The organism is Streptomyces sp. NPDC051555 (genome assembly GCF_044454405.1).
Lineage (GTDB): Bacteria > Actinomycetota > Actinomycetes > Streptomycetales > Streptomycetaceae > Streptomyces.
On record NZ_JBITDP010000002.1, the window covers coordinates 702,410 to 722,421 of the forward strand.

The window sequence follows — 20,012 nt, forward strand, 5'->3', positions numbered from 1 at the left end:
TCAGAGGGTCGTGAGGACGTCGCGCAGGGCACCGATGACGGTGCTCTGGAGGTCCGAGGGCAGCGACGGGTACATGGGCAGCGAGAAGATCTCCCCGGCCAGCTCCTCGGTGACCGGCAGGGACCCCTTGCCGTATCCGAGGTGCTCGAAGCCGGTCATGGTGTGCACCGGCCAGGGGTAGCTGATGTTGAGCGCGATGTCGTGCTCGTTCTTGAGGCGCTCGATGATCTCGTCGCGCCGGGGGTGGCGGACCACGTACACGTAGTAGACGTGGTCGTTCCCGGGGTTGACCTTGGGCAGCAGCAGGCCGCCCGGGCCGGTGAGGTCGGCGAGGCCCTCCTCGTAGCGGCGGGCGATGGCGCGGCGCCCGTCGACGTAGGCGTCGAGGCGGGTGAGCTTGCGCCGCAGGATCTCCGCCTGCACCTCGTCCAGCCGGCTGTTGTGGCCGGGGGTCTGGACGACGTAGTAGACCTTGTCCATGCCGTAGTAGCGCAGCCGCCGCATGGCGAGGTCGACGTCGTCGTCGTTGGTGAGGACCGCGCCGCCGTCGCCGTAGGCGCCCAGGACCTTCGTCGGGTAGAAGGAGAAGGCCGCGGCGTCGCCCATCGATCCGGCGATCCTGCCGTGGTGACGGGCGCCGTGCGCCTGCGCGCAGTCCTCGACGAGGGCGAGGCCGTGCTCGGCGGCGAGGGCCTCCAGGGGCGCCATGTCCACGCACTGGCCGTACAGGTGCACCGGCAGCAGGGCCTTGGTGCGGGGGGTGATGGCGGCGGCGACCTGGTCGGTGTCCATCAGGAAGTCGTCGGCCCGGACGTCGACGAAGACGGGGGTGGCGCCGGCGCCGTCGATGGCGAGCACGGTCGGGGCGGCCGTGTTGGACACGGTGATCACCTCGTCGCCGGGGCCCACACCGACCGCCTGGAGGGCGAGCTTGATGGCGTTGGTGCCGTTGTCCACGCCGGTGCAGTGGCGGACGCCGTGGTGGGAAGCGAACTCCTCCTCGAAGCCGCGGACGCTCGCGCCGAGCACCAGCTGGCCCGAGTCGAAGACCGTCTCGACCGCGTCGAGGATGTCCTTGCGTTCCTCGTGGTATTCCGGCAGGTAGTCCCAGACGTACGTGGTCATGGGTGGGTCAGCCTCCAAGGCGGTGGTGAAAGGGGGGTGCGTGGACAGCGCTGTCAGAGCGCCCGTTCGCCCCAGGTCTCGATGACGTCGCAGGCCGTCTCCACGCCCCGGTCGGCGCGCACGCGCTCACCGATCGCGGCGGCCCGCTCGGCCAGGCCGGGGTCGCCGATCACGGTGGCGACGGCTTGGCGCAGCTTCTCGGCGGTCATCTTCTGGAACGGCACCGGCGTGGTGGAGAGGCCCAACTCGGCGAGCCGGTCGGCCCAGTACGGGCCGTCGGCCCAGCAGGGCAGGGTCACGTGCGGAACGCCGGCGCGCAGCACGTCGGCCGTCGTACCGAACGAGGCGCCGTGGATGACGGCGGCCACCTTCGGGAAGAGCCAGCCGTAGTCGACCTCCTGCACCCGGAACACGTCGTCGGACCCGGTGCCCTCCGGTCCGCCGACCACGATCAGCCGGCGCCCGGCCCGGCGCACCGCGTCGCGCACCAGGGCGAAGGTCTCCTCGCCGTACACCGGCCAGGCACTGCCGAGGGCGAGCACCAGCGGCTTCGAGCCGCCGTCGATGAAGTCGGCCAGGCCGGCCGGGGGTTCCTGGTCGGGGCGTTCCCGGACCCAGTAACCGGTGACGTGCGCGTGCGCGGGCCAGTCGGCCGGCGGGGGCATGAAGGCCGGGCTGTAGGGATAGAGGATGGGCTGCTCGACACCGAGCCGGCCGACGGGCGACTTCTTCACCGGCGACAGGCCCTGGCGGGCGCGGAGCTTGTTGACCGCGGGGCGCTGCCAGGCCCATTCCATCTGCGCGGACAGGGTGTGGGTGAGCTTGGTGTACGCCGGACCCAGCGGCAGGTCCGGCGTCTTGTACGCGCGGAACTCGCGGGTCTCGGTGATCGGCCACCAGGAGACGGTGCCCCAGGGGAGCCCGGGACCGGCGTAACCGGCGCCGCGCGGGATGAGCGAGGTGAGCAGGAAGTCGGCGCCCTCCGCCGCCTCCTGCATCTTCTCCAGGGAGTTCGTCACCTCGTCCATCGTGGGACGCTCCATGGCCATCGCCGTACGGATCGACGACGGGCTCTTGCGGATCGCCTTGATGACGGCGGGGGCCGCGAAGTAGTCGGCGCTGTTGCCGGGAATCTCCCGGAACTCCAGCCCGGCCTCTTCCACCATCGGCTGGAAGTCCACGGACGTGGCCACGGACACGTCGTGTCCGCGCTCGCGCATCCCGATCCCCAGTGCCACGAAGGGATGGACGTCGCCTCGCGTCCCGAACGTCTGCAATGAAACCTTCATCGGACCCTCTGCAAGTTCTTTTGGTACCACTGGACGGTGTCGGCTATGCCGCTCTTCAACGACCTCGGAGTGAAATCGACGACGCTGTGGAATCTCTCGAGGTCGAGCGCGCGACGGGCGGCTCCCACTGGTTTGTCCAGATCGAATCGGACGCCGTTCGTGCGCCCGGTCGCCGCGGCCAGAAGATGGGCCAGATCGCGGATCGAAATGGATTCCGGAGTACCGATGTTGAGCGTTTTGTGCTCTGCGGACTGAACCATACACAGGATCGCGCGCACGAGATCGTTGACGTGTATGAAGGTCCGGGTCTGGCTTCCGTCGCCCCAGATTTCGACGTCCTCACCGGACGCCAGCTTCATCAGCATATTCGGAATGACGTGATTGGTGGTCGTACCGAAATCGTCCCGCGGGCCGTACACATTGGTGGGGCGGGGCGTGTAGATGCGCATTCCGAACTGTTCGCGGTGGAGATCCGCGGCCACTTCGGTGAACATCTTGGACATCCGGTAGCCGTTGGGCGAGAACTCCATGTGCCGGCGGTGGTCGTCCTCTTCCCGCATCGGCTTTTCGCTCTCGTACGAATAGATCTCGGCCGAGCTGATGAGCACCACGTCCTGCATTTTGCAGTGACGGGCCAGTTGCAGCACGTTGGAGACCATGCGGACGTTCTCGTCGAACATCCGGCCCGAGTGCTCCAGCAGGAATGCCATGTTGCCGTCGAGGGTGGCGCAGTTGATGACGGCGTCGATGTGCGGCACCGTCTCGGCGGCGGCCAGCAGCGCCTCGTAGTCGAGGATGTCGACGCACACGGTCGACAGGGCCTCGGTCGCGGGTAACTCGGCCCGCACGTCCGGCTTGTCACTGCGGTACAGGCACAGGACGCGCGCGCCCCGGCCGAGCAGCTCCTCGACGACGTGCGAGCCCACGAAGCCGAGTCCGCCGGTGACCATGACGGTCCGGTCGGCCCAGTAGTCCGGTGCCATGTCAGCGTCGAGCAAGGTACGCCTCGACCTCGTCGGCGGCGCGGGTCGCGCCGCCGGCCGCACGGACCCGCTCCGCCATGTCGGCCACCCGCTGCTGGATCTCCGGGTCCTCGGCCGCCTTGCGCACGGCCTCGCGAAGGGCTTCGGGCGTGACCTCCTGCCAGGCGATCCGGACACCGATGCCCAGGTCGGCGATCCGGCGCGCGTTGAAGTCCAGCTCCACCGACTGCGGGACGGCCACCAGGGGCGTGCCGGCGGCCAGCGACTCCATCGTGCTGCGGATGCCCGCGTGCGTCACGAAAACGTCGGCGTGCTCCAGCACGGCGAGCTGCGCCACCTGCCGGTGCACCTCGAAGTTGGCGGGCAGGTCACCGAGGTCCGACGGGTCGACGTGGGCGCCGGTCGCCATCACCACGTGCCAGGGCAGGTCCGCGAACGCCTCGGCGCACGCGCGGTAGAAGTCCGGGCGCTCGTTGAACAGCGTGCCGAGTGCGATCAGCAGCACGGGCGCGCCGCCCTGCGGCGGGGTCCACGTCGGCCGGGTCGCGGGGGCCGCGAGGCCCGGGCCGACGAAGACGTAGCGGTCGTCGAAGGTCTCGGCGGCGGGCTGGAAGTCCGCGGCGACGCAGACCAGGTTGAGGTCCTCCGACGCGGCGAGGAAGTCACCGGGGCCCGGTGCGGGCAGGCCGTGTCCGGCCCGGAACTCGACGAGCTTCATGCCGAATTCGACCAGCGCCGGGTGCTGCGGGTCGATGGCGGGGAATTCCTCCGACAGTGCCTGGATCACGGAGAAGTGCTCGTTCGACGCGAGCAGCGGAATGATCTGCGCGGCCGGCGTCTCCCACTTCTCGGCGAGGGCCCGCGCACCGAAGTTCATGAGCGTGTCGTACAGCACGAGATCGGGCAGATCGGCGGCGAGTTCGTCCTCGGCGGCGGTCGCGACCGCGATGTTCTCGCGGAGGAGCTGGAGCGGACCCTTCACCATTTCTTCGGCCGTCATCTCCGCCGGCACGCTGCGGTTGGCGGGCCAGACCGATTCGTACGTGATGGCCTTGGCGCCGGCCGCCGATACCGCTCCGGAGAACTGCTCCGTCGTGATGTACGTGATCCGGTGTCCTCGTCCCACCAGGTCGGCGACCACCGCGAGGGTGGGGTTCACGTGTCCTTGGTAGGGGGCGCCGAGTACGGCTATGTGCTTCTTCAAGGGAATGACTCCAGTTCACTGCACGAAAGCGCGAGTACGCGAATGTGAGAATGTGCGAATACGCGAATGTGCGATCAGAGGTCAGAGGTCAGAGGTGAGGGATCGACGGTCGGGGACCGGCGATGGAAAGGGTTTCTCGTACTGCTGGCCGGCGCCGGAACGAACCCTCAGGCCATTTCGTCGAGCCATGCCTCGACGATGCGCGCCGTGGCTTCCGCGTGCTCTTCCACGATGCCGAAGTGGTCGCTCGCCACTTCCCTGGCGGTGTGCTCCAGCTTCCAGTCGATGTGCAGCACGTGTGCGTGCTCCGGGTCGCCGGAGGAGGTCCACATCGGCTCGGTGGCACGGACGAGCAGCGTGGGCGTCTTGATGGGCTCGGGGCGCCACCCACCGAGGATCCGGTGGTATCCGCCCATGGCACTCAGCCGGGTGTCGTTCATGATGCCGCCGCCCAGCTTCGCCTCGCGGTCGAAGACCACGCCTAGCATCGCCACGCCGACGTCGTTGTTGACCTCGTCGTCGTCGGGCCAGGGCACGTCCAGCAGGACCAGCGCCGCGGGTGCGGAGCCGAGTTGCTCCAGGTGCGCGGTGACGGCGTGGGCGATCTGACCGCCGGCCGAGTGGCCGACGAGCACGAACGGATCGTCCCCGGCCGCCTGCACCAGTGCCTGCGCGTGGAGTTCGACGAGCGCCGCCATGTCGGCCGGAATGCTCTCGCCCTCCAGGTATCCGGGCTGCGGTACGACCGTCACGTCGCGCCGGTCACGGAAGTGCTCGGCGAAGCGGGTGTACTGCTGGGGACCAGCGGTCGCCACCACGGCGGGAAGGCAGAACAGCGTGGGCCGCGCCGGCCCGACGGCCAGCCGCACGGGCTCCGGCAGGTGCTCGGCGACCGACCCGCTGTCGAAGGCGGTCCGGAGGCTCGACGCCGCCATGATCAGCTCGTTGCCCGCCGTGTGCTGCCCACTGGCGTGCGCCTGACGGAACATCGCCTCGATGCCTGCGGCCGGCGCCGGGGCCCGCGTACCGGAGATCGTCGGGCCGCCGGAAGTGTCGGACGCGTCGGGGCCGGTCAGCACCTTCTGCAGGTGGGCCACCACCGACGTCGGCTTCGTGTACTCGAAGAGGAACCCGGTCGGCAGGCGCAGCCCGGTCCGCGCACCGAGCCGGTTGCGCAGGTCCACCGACATCAGCGAGTTGAAGCCCTGCTCGAAGAACCCCCGGTGGAGGTCCACGGTCTCGGGTCCGGGGTGCCCCAGGACCACGGCCGTCTCGGCGCGCACCAGGTCGGACAGCAGCTGGATCTGATCCGCGTCCGCGAGCCCGGCCAGCCGCCGCCGCAGGTCCGCTCCACCGGCGGTGCCGGTCGCACCGGGCGGTGCCGCGGTCCGCCGGGGCCCGCTCCGACGCGCGGCGGGCCGCCCGGACTGCTCCGGGGAGCCCACGGCGTCACCACCGGGCCGGGCAGCGTCCGGCGGGGTCAGCGCGAGCGCCTCGACCGACGCCACGGGGGCACCGGTCGCATCGGCCAGCGCGATCGAGAACGCGCCGAGTCGTCCGGTGGCGGTGATCCGTACCCGCAGCGTCGCAGCGCCGACGGCGTGCAGCGAAACGCCCTGCCAGGAGGAGGGGAGCCACGGCCCGTTCGTGCCCGTGTCCTCCCCCGCACCCGCGAGGACCCGAGCGGCGTCCAGAGCGGCGTCGAACAGTGCCGGGTGCAGACCGTAGCGGGCCGCCTCCCCTTGCTGCTCGTCCGCTCCGGGCAGGCTCACCTCGGCGAACACGTCACCGTCGGCCCCCTGCCAGAGGCCGTCCAACTCCTCGTTCTCCACTGCCACGGCTCCTGCCGGCGGCCAGGACACCAGGTCCCATGCCGGCACCGAACCGTCGCCGGTCGCCAGCACGCCCGTGGCGTGGCACACCCACGGGGCGTCGGCCGATCCGGCCTCGGTCCGCGAATGGACGCTGAACTTGCGGCGCCCCGTCCAGTCCGGCTCCGCGGCCCGCACCCGGAGCTGGGCACCGCCCTGCGCGGGCAGTACGAGGGGTTCCTGGAGCGTCAGCTCGTCGACCACGTCGCAGCCGACTTCGTCGCCGGCCCTCAGCGCCATCTCCACGAACGCCGTCGCGGGCAGCAGCGCGGCCCCTTCGGCGCCCTGTGCGGGCAGCCACGTATGTGCCTGCGCCGACAGCCGTCCGGTGAGCACGATCCCGTCCGAGCCGGGCAGCTCGATCGCGGCGCCGAGGAAGGGGTGGTCGGCGGGCAGCAGACCCACCGAAGCCATGTCGCCGGTGACGGCGCCACCGGCGTCGAGCCAGTACCGGCGCCGCTGGAACGCATACGTCGGCAACTCGACCCGCGACGCACCCGTCCCCTCGAACGCCCGCGCCCAGTCCACGTCCACGCCCTGGACCCAGACCTCGGCCAGCGACGCGTAGAACCGGTCCAGGCCACCCTCATTGCGGCGCAACGTGCCCGCCACGATGGCGGACTCGGCCTGGTCCTGCACGCTCATCGTCAGCACCGGATGCGCGCTGACCTCGATGAAGGTGCCGTGCCCCTGCGCGACCAGGTCCTCGATCGCACCCTGGAAGCGGACCGTCTGACGCAGGTTCCGATACCAATACCCGGCATCCAGACCCGACGTGTCCAACCAATCACCCTCCACCGTGGAGAAGAACGGCACCCGCGCAGCCATGGGCCGTACTTGCGCCAACACCTCCGCGAGCTCACCCTCGATCCGCTCCACATGCGACGTGTGCGAGGCATAGTCCACCGCAACTCGGCGTGCCCGAACACCTTCCGCCTCGCACTCGGCGAGAAGCTCGTCCAATGCCTCCGGGTCACCGGCGACGACGGTGGAGGTGGGGCCGTTCAGGGCAGCGACCTCCAGCCGACCCGCCCAACGCACCAGACGGGACTCAACCTCCACCAGCGGCAACGCCACCGACATCATCCCGCCCAGACCAGCCAGGCTTCCCGCAATGGCCTGCGACCGCAGGGCCACCACACGAGCACCATCCGCCAACGACAGCCCGCCCGCCACACAAGCCGCGGCGATCTCACCCTGCGAATGACCCACCACAGCGGACGGCCTCACACCGAAGGACTGCCACAGCTCCGCGAGGGAGACCATCACCGCCCACGACACCGGCTGGACCACATCCACCCGCTCCAACGACGGCGCACCCTCAACCTCGCGCACCACATCGAGCAGATCCCAGTCCACGAACTCCGCCAACGCCCGACCACACTCGGCCATCCGCCCAGCGAACACCGGCGAAGAATCCAACAGATCCACCGCCATCCCGGCCCACTGCGAACCCTGACCCGGGAACACGAACACCACCCGGCCACCAGAGCCCGAAACCACACCCTCCACCAGACCAGAAGCCGGCAGACCATCCCTCAACGCACCCAAACCAGACGCAAGTTCACCCAACGCACCACCGATCACCACGGCACGGTTCTCGAACTCCGCCCGCCCGGCGGCCAACGACCAACCCACGTCCACCGGCGACAGACCCGCACCGCCGGACTCGACGAGCGATGCCAGCCGACCAGCCTGATCCCGCACGGCCTCGGCCCCACGGCCGGACACCACCCACGGCACCGCCACCGGCGCCACCGCCTCCGGCGTCGCCTCGACAACCTCGACCTCAAGGTCGACGTCCGGGGCCTGCTCAAGGATCACGTGGGCGTTCGTACCGCTCACGCCGAACGACGACACACCCGCACGACGGACCTGGTCAACAGCACCGGGCACCCACTCACGCGCCTCGCTCAGCAGCTCGACCGCACCCGCCGACCAATCCACCTTCGACGACCGCTCACCCACATGCAGCGACTCCGGCATGATCCCGTGCCGCATCGCCTGCACCATCTTGATCACACCGGCCACTCCCGCAGCAGCCTGCGTATGACCGATGTTGGACTTCAACGAGCCGAGATACAACGGCCGTTCGGCCGGACGGTCCTGGCCGTACGTCGCCAGCAGCGCCTGCGCCTCGATCGGGTCGCCCAGCGTCGTAGCCGTTCCGTGCGCCTCCACCACGTCCACATCGGCCGCGGACACACCCGCATTCGCCAACGCAGCGCGGATCACCCGCTGCTGCGCCGGACCGTTCGGCGCGGTGAGACCGTTACTCGCACCGTCCTGATTCACCGCGGAACCACGGACGACCGCCAACACGGGGTGACCGTTGCGCCGAGCGTCCGACAACCGCTCCAGCAGCACCATGCCGGCGCCTTCGCCCCAGCCCGTGCCGTTCGCCGCGTCGGAGAACGCCCTGCAGCGGCCGTCCGACGAGAGGGCCCGCTGGCGGCTGAACTCCACGAACAGGCCCGGAGTGGACATGACCGTGACGCCACCCGCCAGGGCGAGCGTGCACTCCCCCGCACGCAGCGCCTGGGCGGCCAGGTGCAGGGTGACCAGGGAGGAGGAGCAGGCCGTGTCCACCGACACCGCCGGGCCTTCGAGGCCGAAGGTGTACGAGAGGCGGCCCGACACCACGCTGGCGGAGATTCCGGTGGCGAGGTAGCCGTCCGACTCGTTGGGCGAGCGGAACAGCAGGGCGCTGTAGTCCTGGCCGTTCGTTCCGGCGAAGACGCCGGTCCGGCTGCCGCGCAGCGTGGACGGGTCGATGCCGGCCCGTTCGATCGCCTCCCACGAGGTCTCCAGGAGCAGCCGCTGCTGCGGGTCCATGGCGAGGGCCTCGCGCGGTGCGATTCCGAAGAACCCGGGGTCGAAGTCGGCCACGCCCTCCAGGAAGGAACCCTCCCGGACGTAGCTCTTGCCGATCCGGTCGGGGTCGGGGTCGAACAGGGTCGCCATGTCCCAGCCCCGGTCCTGCGGGAACTCGGTCACCGCGTCGCCTCCGGAGGCCAGCAGCTGCCAGAGCTCCTCCGGGGAGTTCGCGCCGCCCGGGAAGCGGCAGCCCATTCCGACGATGACGATCGGATCGTCGTCCGTCGCGGCGGCCGGCGCCGACGGGGTCCCGGCCACGGCCCGCCCCGCACCAGCGTCGCCGTCCGTCGCGCCGGGGAGTTCGGTGCTCAGGTGCTGCGCGAGTGCGGTGGGCGTCGCGTAGTCGAAGACCAGCGTGGCCGAGAGCGCGAGACCGGTCGAGGCGGCGAGGTGGTTGCGCAGTTCGACGGCGGTCAGGGAGTCGAATCCGACGTCCTTGAAGGGCCGGTGGGCGTCGATGGCGTGGGCCGAGGCGTAGCCCAGCACCGTCGCGGCGCTGTCGCGCACCAGGTCGAGCAGGTGCTTGTGCCGGTCGGCCGGAGCCAGTCCGGTCAGCTGGTGGGCGAGGGCGTCCGCCGGGGTTCCCGTGCGGGTGCTCGCCGCGGCGTCGCCCCTGGTCACCGCGCGCCGGACCGGGGACGGCACCAGGCTGCGCAGCAGGGCGGGCGTCTGGCCGTTGTCGCGGAGGGCGGGCAGGTCGAGGCGTACGGGGACGAGTGTCGGCCGCGTGCTGACGAGGCCCGCGTCGAACAGGGCCAGGCCCTGCTCGGCGGAGATGGGCAGGATGCCGAGGCGTGCCATCCGGGTCAGGTCGGTGTCGCCCAGCCGTCCGCCCATGCCGCCGATCTCGGGTCCCCACAGCCCCCAGGCCATGGAGACCGCGGGCAGTCCGAGGGTGTGGCGGTGTGCGGCCAGGGCGTCGAGGAAGGCGTTGGCCGCCGCGTAGTTGCCCTGCCCGGCGCCGCCGAAGGGCGAGGCGGCCGCGGAGAAGAGCACGAAGGCGCGCAGGTCCAGGCCGGCCGTCAGTTCGTGGAGGTGCCAGGCCGCGTCGACCTTGGGCCGCAGCACCGCGTGCCACTGCCCCTCCTCCATGGTGGCGACCACCGCGTCGTCGACGATGCCCGCGGTGTGGACGACGCCGATCAGCCGGTCGCCGAGCGAGCCCACGACGTCCGCCATGGCCTCGCGGTCGGCGACGTCGGCGGCGACCATCCGTACGGAGGCGCCCAGCGCCTCCAGTTCGTCGGCCCACTGCTCGTCCCGGCCGGAGCGGGACACCAGCACCAGTTCGGTCACGCCGTGGGTCTCGACGAGGTGACGGGTCACCAGGCGTCCCAGTCCCCCGGTCGCTCCGGTCACCAGCACCGCCCCGTCGGCGAGGCCGAGGTCGGTGGCGGGCAGGGCGGGCACCACGGCGCGGCGCAGGCGGGGGACGTGGGCACGCCCCTCGCGGACCGCGATCCGCGGCTCGTCCGATCCGGCCGCTCCGGCCGCTGCCAGGCCCGTACGAAGCGTCTCCTCGTCGAGCCGGTCGGTTTCCAGGAGGACGAACCGTCCCGGGTTCTCCGACTGGGCGGAGCGGACGAGACCGCGGATCGACTCGGCCACGAGCTCGCCGTCCGTTCCCGGCGACGTCGCGGTGGCCACGACCAGACGGGACGACGCCGCCTTCGGATCCGCCAGCCACTGCTGGAGGACCCCCAGGACGTGCTGCCCGACGGCGTGCACCCGCTCGGGCAGGGAGCCGTCCGGATCGTCGGCCCCGGGTTCGAAGACGACGACGGGCGGTACCGCCCGGCCGTCCGCCAGGTCTCCGTACGAGCACCGGTCGTCCGCGGCCGCTGCCGAGCTGCTCGCGGCCCGTACCCATTCGACCTCGAACAGGGCGTCGCGGCCGTAGGGGTTGTCGGTGGGCAGTGCCTGCGGGGAGAAGGTGCGCAGCGCGACCGCGCCGACGTCGAGCACCGGAGCCCCGGTGTCGTCCGCGGCGCTGATGGCCACGGTGTCCGGGCCCGTGGGCGTGAGCCGTACGCGCAGTGAACTCGCGCCCTTCGCGTACGCCCGTACGGTGGACCACGTGTGCGCCAGGCAGCTCGCGTCGGGGTCGAGGACTTCGGAGAGGTCGGGTACAAGGCCGAGCCGCACGGTCAGCCGCAGTGCCGTCTCCAGGACCGCCGGGTGGACCCCGTACCGATCGGAGTCACCGCTCTCGGCGGACTCGGGCAGGCACAGGTCCGCGTACGCCTTGCCCTCGGACTCCCACACCGCCCGTACGCCGGGGAGTGTCAGGTCCGTCCTTTCGACCGCGTTCCGCGGCGGCCAGGAAGCGAGGTCCGAGGCGGTGTGCGCCTCGCTCTCGTCCCACGCGCCGTCCCGGACGGCCAGCGCGGCGGTGGCGTGCTCGGTCCAGCCGTCCTGGTCGATTCCGGGGCCCGTGCCGGTGCCGGTGCCGGCCTCGGTGGTGATCCGGGAGTGGACCCGCACCGGCCGGCGCCGCTCGTCGGCGTCGGGGGCGTCCACGCTCAGCTGGATCGTCGTGCTCCCCGCGGCCGGGAAGGTGATCGGTGCACTGATGTCGAGCTCGTCGACGACCGGAGCGCCGGCGTTCTCGCCCACATGGGTGAGCATGTCGACGAGCGCCGATCCGGGAAGTACGACCACGTCACCGATGCGGTGGTCCGCCAGCCACGGGTGCGTCTTCAGCGACAGCCTGGCGGTGTAGACGACCCCGTCCCGTCCCGCGAGGTCCACGGCCGCCCCGAGCAGGGGGTGGTCGGCGGAGGCCAGGCCGACGGAGGTCACGTCGCCCCCGCTCTGCGGGCCGTTCTCCAGCCAGTAGCGCTGGCGCTGGAAGGCGTACGTCGGCAGGTCCACCCGGGAGGCGCCCGTGCCCGAGAACGCCTGGGCCCAGTCGACGGCGACACCGTGCGTCCACGCACGCGCCACACCGGCTATGAACGAGCGTTCCTCGCCGCGACCCGAGCGCAGGACGGGGACGAACACGCCGTCCGGCACACACTCCGCTCCCATCGCGCTCAGCACCCCCTCAGGACCCAACTCGACGAATACGGACACGCCTTGAGTCCTGAGCGCCTGGGCGCCGTCCGCGAAGCGAACCGCTCCGCGCACGTGCTGCACCCAGTACTCCGGCGCACACAACTCATCCGGCGTCGCCACCGTACCCGTCACGTTCGACACCACGGGCATCCGCGGAGGCCCGTATGTCAAACCCTTCGCGACCTCGCGGAATTCGTCCAACATCGCGTCCATCCGCGGCGAATGGAACGCGTGCGACACCACCAACCGCTTCGTCTTACGACCCTGCGCCTTCAGTGCCGCCGCCACCTCCAGCACGGCGTCCTCGTCACCGGACAGCACCACCGCCGACGGACCGTTCACCGCGGCGATCGACACCCGCGAGCCGTAGTCCGCCAGCAGCTCGACCACGTCCGCCTCGGCCGCCTGCACCGCCACCATCGCGCCACCCACAGGCAACGCCTGCATCAGACGACCACGCGCAGCCACCAGCCGCGCCGCATCCTCCAACGACCACACACCCGCCACACACGCGGCAACCAGCTCACCGATCGAGTGACCACCCACGAACTCGGGCCGCACACCCCACGACTCGATCAGCTGGAAGAGCGACCACTCCACAGCGAACAAGCCCGCCTGGGTGAACACCGTCTCGTCCAGAGCGCCCTCAGCGCCGCCCTCGCCGAAGACGACCTCACGCACGCCACCCACCACATGACCGGACAACTCCCGGTCCAGCACGGCACAGACCTCGTCGAACGCTGCCGCGAACACCGGGAAACGCTCGTACAACTCCCGTCCCATGCCGACCCGCTGCGAACCCTGACCCGAGAACAACACGGCCACCCGACCGCCACCCGCCACAGCACCCGGACCCACCACCACACCCGGGACCGACTCACCACGCGCCAACGCGGCCGCGCCGGACGCCAGTTCCTCGCGCCCACCGCCGATCACCACGGCGCGGTTCTCGAATTCGGCGCGCCCGGCCGCCAACGACCAGCCCACGTCCACCGGGGACAGGGCCGCATCGCCCTCGACCCACGACGACAGCCCCGCCGCCTGCCCACGCAGCCCCTCGGTGCCGCGCCCGGAGAGCACCCACGGCACCACCGCCGGAACCGCGACCGCCGGCGCCGCCTCGGGTGCGGGTTCGAGCTCCGGAGCCTGCTCGATGATGACGTGGGCGTTCGTACCGCTCACGCCGAACGACGACACGCCCGCACGACGCGGACGTCCCTCGACCGCCGGCCACTCCCGCGCCTCGGCGAGGACCTCGACCGCACCCGCGGACCAGTCGACCTCGGACGACGGCTCGCCGACATGCAGCGACTGCGGCAGTACGCCGTGCCGCATGGCCAACACCATCTTGATCACACCGCCCACTCCGGCGGCGGCCGCGGAGTGACCGATGTTGGACTTCAGCGAACCCAGCCACAGAGGCCGGTCGGCGGGGCGGTCCTGGCCGTAGGTGGCCAGCAGCGCCTGCGCCTCGATCGGGTCGCCCAGCGTCGTACCGGTGCCGTGCGCCTCCACCGCGTCCACGTCCGCCGCGGAGACCCGGGCATCGGCCAGGGCCGCACGGATGACGCGCTGCTGCGAGGGACCGTTCGGCGCCGTCAGACCGTTGCTCGCACCGTCCTGGTTCACCGCGGAACCACGCACCACCGCCAACACGGGGTGACCGTTGCGCCGGGCGTCGGACAACCGCTCCAACACCAGGACTCCGGCGCCCTCGCCCCACGCCGTGCCGTCCGCCGCGTCGGAGAACGGTCGGCAGCGCCCGCTCGGCGACAGGGCGCCCTGGCGACTGAACTCCACGAACGCGCCGGGAGTGGTCATCAGGGTCACACCGCCGGCGAGCGCGAGCGTGCACTCGTCGTTGCGCAGGGACTGGGCGGCCAGGTGCAGGGTCACCAGGGACGACGAGCAGGCCGTGTCCACGGTCACCGCGGGGCCTTCGAGGCCCAGGAAGTACGAGACCCGACCGGACAGCACCGCTCCGGACCTGCCGGTGCCCAGGTAGCCTTCGAGCCCCTCGGGGGTCTGCTGCAGCAGGGCGCCGTAGTCCGAACCGTTCGTACCGGCGAAGACGCCCGTACGACTTCCCTTGAGCGACTGCGGCGAGATGCCGGCCCGCTCCAGGGCTTCCCAGGACGTCTCCAGCAGCAACCGGTGCTGGGGGTCCATCGCCAGTGCCTCGCGCGGCGAGATGCCGAAGAAGCCGGGGTCGAAGTCGGTGACGCCCTCCAGGAAGGCGCCCTCGCGCACGTAGGTCTTCCCGTGGCGCGTGGGATCCGGGTCGTACAGGTCCTCGTCCCAGCCGCGGTCGGTGGGGAACCCGGAGACGGCGTCGGTGCCGGAATCCAGGAGCGACCACAGCCCCTCGGGAGACGTCACACCCCCGGGGAAACGGCAGCCGATGGCGACGATGGCAATGGGCTCCCGAGAAGCCGCCGCGATCCGACGGTTCTCCTTGCGGAGGCGTTCGGTTTCTTTCAGCGAAGTGCGTAGCGCTTCAAGAATCTTCTCAGGAGACGTATTACTCATTGCCAACTCCACGCAGGTACAGGCGATTCAGGAACGTATGAGGCGTTTCGAAGAATTCATGTTCATCAATCAGACATCAGAATTTTCGAAGGCGATTCGGAGCAGGGCTTCCGCATCCATCGAGTCGATCGACTCCTCGTCGACCGGTCCCTGCTCGCCCTCACCTCCGGAAAGGGCTTCATTGCTCTCGAACTCCGCCAGCCGCAGCAGGATGTCCATGAGTCCCGCGTCCCGGATGCGGGCGAGCGGAATGGACGCCAGTGCTTCGCGCACCCGGGAGTCACCCGGCTGCTCCCCGGCGTTCCCTTCGACCTCCGGGACCAGGCGCGTACGCAGGTTGTCCGCCAGGGCGGCCGGACTCGGGTAGTCGAAGACGAGCGTCGCGGGGAGCGAAAGGCCGGTGGCGGCCTTCAGCCTGTTGCGCAGCTCGACCGCGGTGAGCGAGTCGAACCCGAGCTCCTTGAACGCCCGGTCAGGATCCACGGCGTCGGCGTTCGGGTGCGCCAGCACCCGTGCCACGTGGGTCCGTACGAGCACGAGCAGCTCGTGCGCCCGATCGGCGGGGGACAGTCCCGCCAGTCGCTCGCCCAGTGAAGCGGAGGAGGACCCGCCCGCACCCGCTCCGGTCGGATCGGACACCTCGCCGGAGGTCTCCGGGAGGCGGTTGACCTCGGGAAGGTCCGAGATCAACGGCGAGCGGCGGACGGTGGTGAACGATGACGCGAACCGTGCCCAGTCCACGTCCGCGACCATGGCGAACTCGTCGCCCCGGTCGAGGACCTGGTCCAGTGCGGCGAGGGCGTCCTCGGGCGCCATCGCCTCGAACCCACTGCGGTGGGCCCACTTCCCCCGCGTCTCCCCCGCCGCGAGGCCGTCTCCTGCCCAGCCTCCCCAGGCGATGGAGGTGCCGGGGAGTCCGAGCCCGCGACGCTGCTCCACCAACGCGTCCAAGAACGCATTGGCCGCCGCATAGTTACCCTGCCCAGCGCCACCCACCGCCCCCGCCATCGACGAGAACATCACGAACAACGACAGGTCCAAACCCCGCGTCAATTCATCCAAATGCCGCGCAGCATCCGCCTTGGACCGCAAAACGAAAGCCAACCGCTCCGGCGTCAACGACTCGATCACACCGTCATCAAGAACACCGGCCGTATGCACCACACCCGACAACGGAGGCAACTCACCCGACACCGACCGCTCACCCAACGAGGCGAGCAACCCGGCCACCTCACCATGATCACCCACATCACACGCAACCACCGAGACCCCAACACCCAAATCCGTCAGCTCACCACCAAGAACATCAACTCCCGGCGCCAAAGGCCCACGACGCGACGCAAGCACCACATGCTCCACCCCACGCCCAGCCAACCAACGCGCCACATGCCCACCCAACGCACCCGTACCACCCGTGACCAGAACCGTCCCACCACCCGACCAACCACCCGACGACCCCGACACCCGCCCCGCACGCACCACACGCCGCACACGAACCCCAGAAGCCCGCACCGCAACCTGATCCTCACCATCCACCCCCGACAACACCCCACACAAACGCTCCACCACACGCCCATCCAGGACCACAGGCAGATCCACCAGACCACCCCACAACTCCGGATGCTCCAACGCCACCACCCGCCCCAAACCCCACACCTGCGCCTGCACCGGAGCCGAAACCCGCTCACCCGCCCCCACCGCACCACGCGTCACACACCACAAACGCCCCTCGACCCCAGCACCCACCAACACCTGCACCAAAGCCAACGAACCCGCCAGACCACCACCCACCCCACCCGACGACGACCCCTCCAACGCCAACAACGACAACACACCGGCGACGGGACCGGATTCCGCCGCCAGAGCGCCCGACACCAGGCCGGCCAAGCCGGCCGACGCGGCCGCGTTCGCGTCCGCGTCCGCAGGAGCCACAAGCCGGACGGGGCGAACTCCCCGCGCTGCCAGCCCCTGGACCAGGTCCGCCACCCACGCGTCTTCGGCGAGGCCCTCCGGAACCACGACGAGCCACGTTCCGCTCAGCACCGGATCCGAGGCGGTGGACACCGGCTTCCACACCACGTCGTATCGGCGGCCGTCCGTCCCCGCTCCCCGACGCCGCTCCGTCCGCCAAGCCGACAGCGCAGGCAGGACCTCGCTGAACGGCACGTCTCCCGATACATCCAGGGTCGTGAGGAGCGAGGTCAGGTCCTCGCCCTCGACCGCCTCCCAGAAGGCGGCCTCCGCCTGGTCCACGACCACCTCAGCAACTGCCGGGGCGTCGAGCCAGTAGCGACGCCGCTGGAACGCATACGTCGGCAACTCCACCCGCGACGCACCCGTCCCCTCGAACGCCCGCGCCCAATCCACCTCCACACCCTGAACCCACACCTCGGCAAGCGACGCGTAGAAGCGGTCCAGGCCACCCTCACCACGGCGCAACGTGCCCACCGCAACAGCGGACTCCGCCTGGTCCTGCACGCTCATCGTCAGCACCGGATGCGCACTGACCTCGATGAACGCCTCGAAACCCTGCTCACCCAACGCCTCCACAGCCGACTGGAAGCGAACCGTCTGACGCAGGTTCCGATACCAATACCCGGCATCGAGACCCGACGTGTCCAACCAATCACCCTCCACCGTAGAGAAGAACGGCACCCGCGCAGCCACCGGCCGCACCTGCGCCAACACCTCCGCAAGCTCACCCTCGATCCGCTCCACATGCGAGGTGTGCGAGGCATAATCCACCGCAACCCGCCGAGCCCGAACACCCTCCCCTTCGCACTCGGCGAGAAGCTCGTCCAACGCCTCCGGCTCACCGGCCACGACGGTGGAGGTGGGGCCGTTCAGGGCCGCGACCTCAAACCGACCCGCCCAACGCACCAGACGGGACTCGACCTCCACCAGCGGCAACGCCACCGACATCATCCCGCCGAACCCGGCCAAGCTTCCCGCAATGGCCTGCGACCGCAGGGCCACCACACGAGCACCATCCTGCAACGACAGCCCACCCGCGACACAAGCCGCGGCGATCTCACCCTGCGAATGACCCACCACAGCGGACGGCTTCACACCGAAGGACTGCCACAACTCCGCGAGAGAGACCATCACCGCCCACGAAACCGGCTGGACCACATCCACCCGCTCCAACGACGGCGCACCAGGAGCCTGACGAACCACCGCCTCCAGATCCCAGTCCACGAACTCCGCCAACGCCCGACCACACTCGGCCAACCGACCGGCGAACACCGGCGAGGAATCCAACAGATCCACCGCCATCCCAGCCCACTGCGAACCCTGACCCGGGAACACGAACACCACCCGGTCGCGCATCCCGTGAGCGGTGCCGGTGACCACTCCGGCCGGAGCCTCCTCGCCACGCGCCACCGCAGCCGTCGCCGCGGTCAGGCCGTTCCGGTCACCGGCGACCAGTACCGCGCGGTGGTCGAAGGCGGCGCGGCCCGCGGCGAGCGAGAGGCCCACGTCCACCGGGGACGGACCCGCACCGCCGGACTCGACGAGCGACGACAAGCGCGCCGCCTGACCCCGCAGGGCCGCGTCGCTCCGGCCCGACAGCACCCACGGCACCGCCGCGGGAGCCACGGGCTCCGACTCCTCGGCCGCCTCCTGGCCCTCCGGAGCCTGTTCGAGGATGACGTGGGCGTTCGTACCGCTCACGCCGAACGAGGAGACACCCGCACGGCGGACCCGATCGGCACCGGGCACCCACTCGCGGGATTCCGTCAGCAGCTCGACAGCGCCCGCCGACCAATCCACCTTCGACGAGGGCTCACCCACATGCAGGGTCTGCGGCAGCACGCCGTTGCGCATCGCCTGCACCATCTTGATCACACCGCCCACGCCCGCAGCAGCCTGCGTGTGACCGATGTTCGACTTCAACGACCCCAGGTACAGCGGCCGTTCGGCCGGGCGGTCCTGGCCGTACGTCGCGATCAGCGCCTGCGCCTCGATCGGGTCACCCAGCGTCGTACCCGTACCGTGCGCCTCCACCACGTCCACGTCCACCGCGGAGACTTCCGCGTTCGCCAGCGCAGCCCGGATCACCCGCTGCTGCGACGGGCCGTTCGGCGCCGTGAGCCCGCTGCTCGCGCCGTCCTGGTTGACGGCGGAGCCGCGTACGACGGCCAGTACGGGGTGCCCGTTGCGCCGGGCGTCCGAGAGCCGCTCCAGGAGCAGCATTCCCACTCCCTCGGCCCAGCCCGCACCGTCCGCCGCGTCCGAGAAGGACTTGCAGCGGCCGTCCGGTGACATGGCCCGCTGTCGGCTGAACTCCACGAAGATGGTGGGGGACGACATGATCGCCACGCCGCCGGCCAGGGCCATCGTGCACTCGCCGGTGCGCAGCGACTGCACCGCCAGGTGCAGCGCCACCAGCGACGACGAGCACGCCGTGTCCACGGTGACCGCGGGGCCTTCGAGGCCCAGCGTGTAGGAGATCCGTCCGGAGGCGACGCTGCCCGCGCTGCCGTTGCCTATGTGGCCCTCGAAGCCTTCGGGAGCCGACTGCATCCGGGCGGCGTAGTCGTTGTACATCACGCCGGCGAAGACGCCGGTCCGGCTGCCGCGCAGCGACTTCGGTTCGATGCCCGCCCGCTCCAGCGCCTCCCAGGAGGTCTCCAGGAGCAGTCGCTGCTGGGGGTCGGTGGCCAGTGCCTCGCGGGGCGACATGCCGAAGAACTCGGGGTCGAACTCCGCCGCTCCGTAGAGGAATCCGCCCTCGCGGGTGTAGCTCTTCCCTTGCTGGTCCGGATCCGGGTCGTAGAGGTTCTCCACGTCCCATCCCCGGTCGGTGGGGAAGACCGAGACGGCGTCGGAGCCGTTCGCGACCAGGTCCCACATCTCGTCGGGCGAGGTGACGCCGCCGGGATAGCGGCAGCTCATCGCCACGATCGCGATGGGGTCGTGGTTCTTGGCCTCCAGCTCCTCGAGACGCCGGCGGGCCTGCCGGAGGTCCGTGGTCGCCAGTTTGAGATAGGTGCGGAGTTTGTCCTCATTGGACATTCGAATTCAGCTCCCCGTGCATGTCGCGAAAAGAAGACGCGAAAGGAAAATCGGCCAG

6 protein-coding genes are annotated in these 20,012 nt (G+C 70.4%); all 6 read right to left on the bottom strand.

Annotation, left to right across the window (positions count from 1 at the left end):
• Window positions 1-1,125, bottom strand: a complete 1,125-nt coding sequence (locus ACIBEA_RS07360; RefSeq protein WP_399258839.1) for a DegT/DnrJ/EryC1/StrS family aminotransferase — start codon at window positions 1,123-1,125, stop codon at window positions 1-3.
• A 53-nt stretch (window positions 1,126-1,178) separates the two neighbouring features.
• Entirely contained in the window at window positions 1,179-2,414 is a 1,236-nt protein-coding gene (locus ACIBEA_RS07365; protein ID WP_399258840.1) for a glycosyltransferase, read from the bottom strand.
• Window positions 2,411-3,397 (bottom strand): NAD-dependent epimerase/dehydratase family protein, encoded by a 987-nt coding sequence (locus tag ACIBEA_RS07370; RefSeq protein WP_399258841.1) that lies wholly within the window; start codon window positions 3,395-3,397, stop codon window positions 2,411-2,413. The genes ACIBEA_RS07365 and ACIBEA_RS07370 overlap by 4 nt, the downstream gene beginning before the upstream one ends.
• A gap of 1 nt (window position 3,398) precedes the next feature.
• Entirely contained in the window at window positions 3,399-4,601 is a 1,203-nt protein-coding gene (locus ACIBEA_RS07375; protein ID WP_399258842.1) for a macrolide family glycosyltransferase, read from the bottom strand.
• Between the two features lie 167 nt (window positions 4,602-4,768).
• Complete coding sequence (locus tag ACIBEA_RS07380; RefSeq protein WP_399258843.1) at window positions 4,769-14,935, bottom strand: SDR family NAD(P)-dependent oxidoreductase; 10,167 nt, start codon at window positions 14,933-14,935, stop codon at window positions 4,769-4,771.
• Between the two features lie 69 nt (window positions 14,936-15,004).
• On the bottom strand, window positions 15,005-19,954 hold the full coding sequence (locus ACIBEA_RS07385; protein ID WP_399258844.1) for a type I polyketide synthase: 4,950 nt from the start codon (window positions 19,952-19,954) through the stop codon (window positions 15,005-15,007).
• Between the last annotated feature and the right edge of the window lie 58 nt (window positions 19,955-20,012).

Coding starts and splice junctions, on each gene's coding strand:
- ACIBEA_RS07360 (WP_399258839.1), bottom strand. CDS start 1,125: ATGACCACGTACGTCTGGGACTACCTGCCGGAATACCACGAGGAACGC.
- ACIBEA_RS07365 (WP_399258840.1), bottom strand. CDS start 2,414: ATGAAGGTTTCATTGCAGACGTTCGGGACGCGAGGCGACGTCCATCCC.
- ACIBEA_RS07370 (WP_399258841.1), bottom strand. CDS start 3,397: ATGGCACCGGACTACTGGGCCGACCGGACCGTCATGGTCACCGGCGGA.
- ACIBEA_RS07380 (WP_399258843.1), bottom strand. CDS start 14,935: ATGAGTAATACGTCTCCTGAGAAGATTCTTGAAGCGCTACGCACTTCG.
- ACIBEA_RS07385 (WP_399258844.1), bottom strand. CDS start 19,954: ATGTCCAATGAGGACAAACTCCGCACCTATCTCAAACTGGCGACCACG.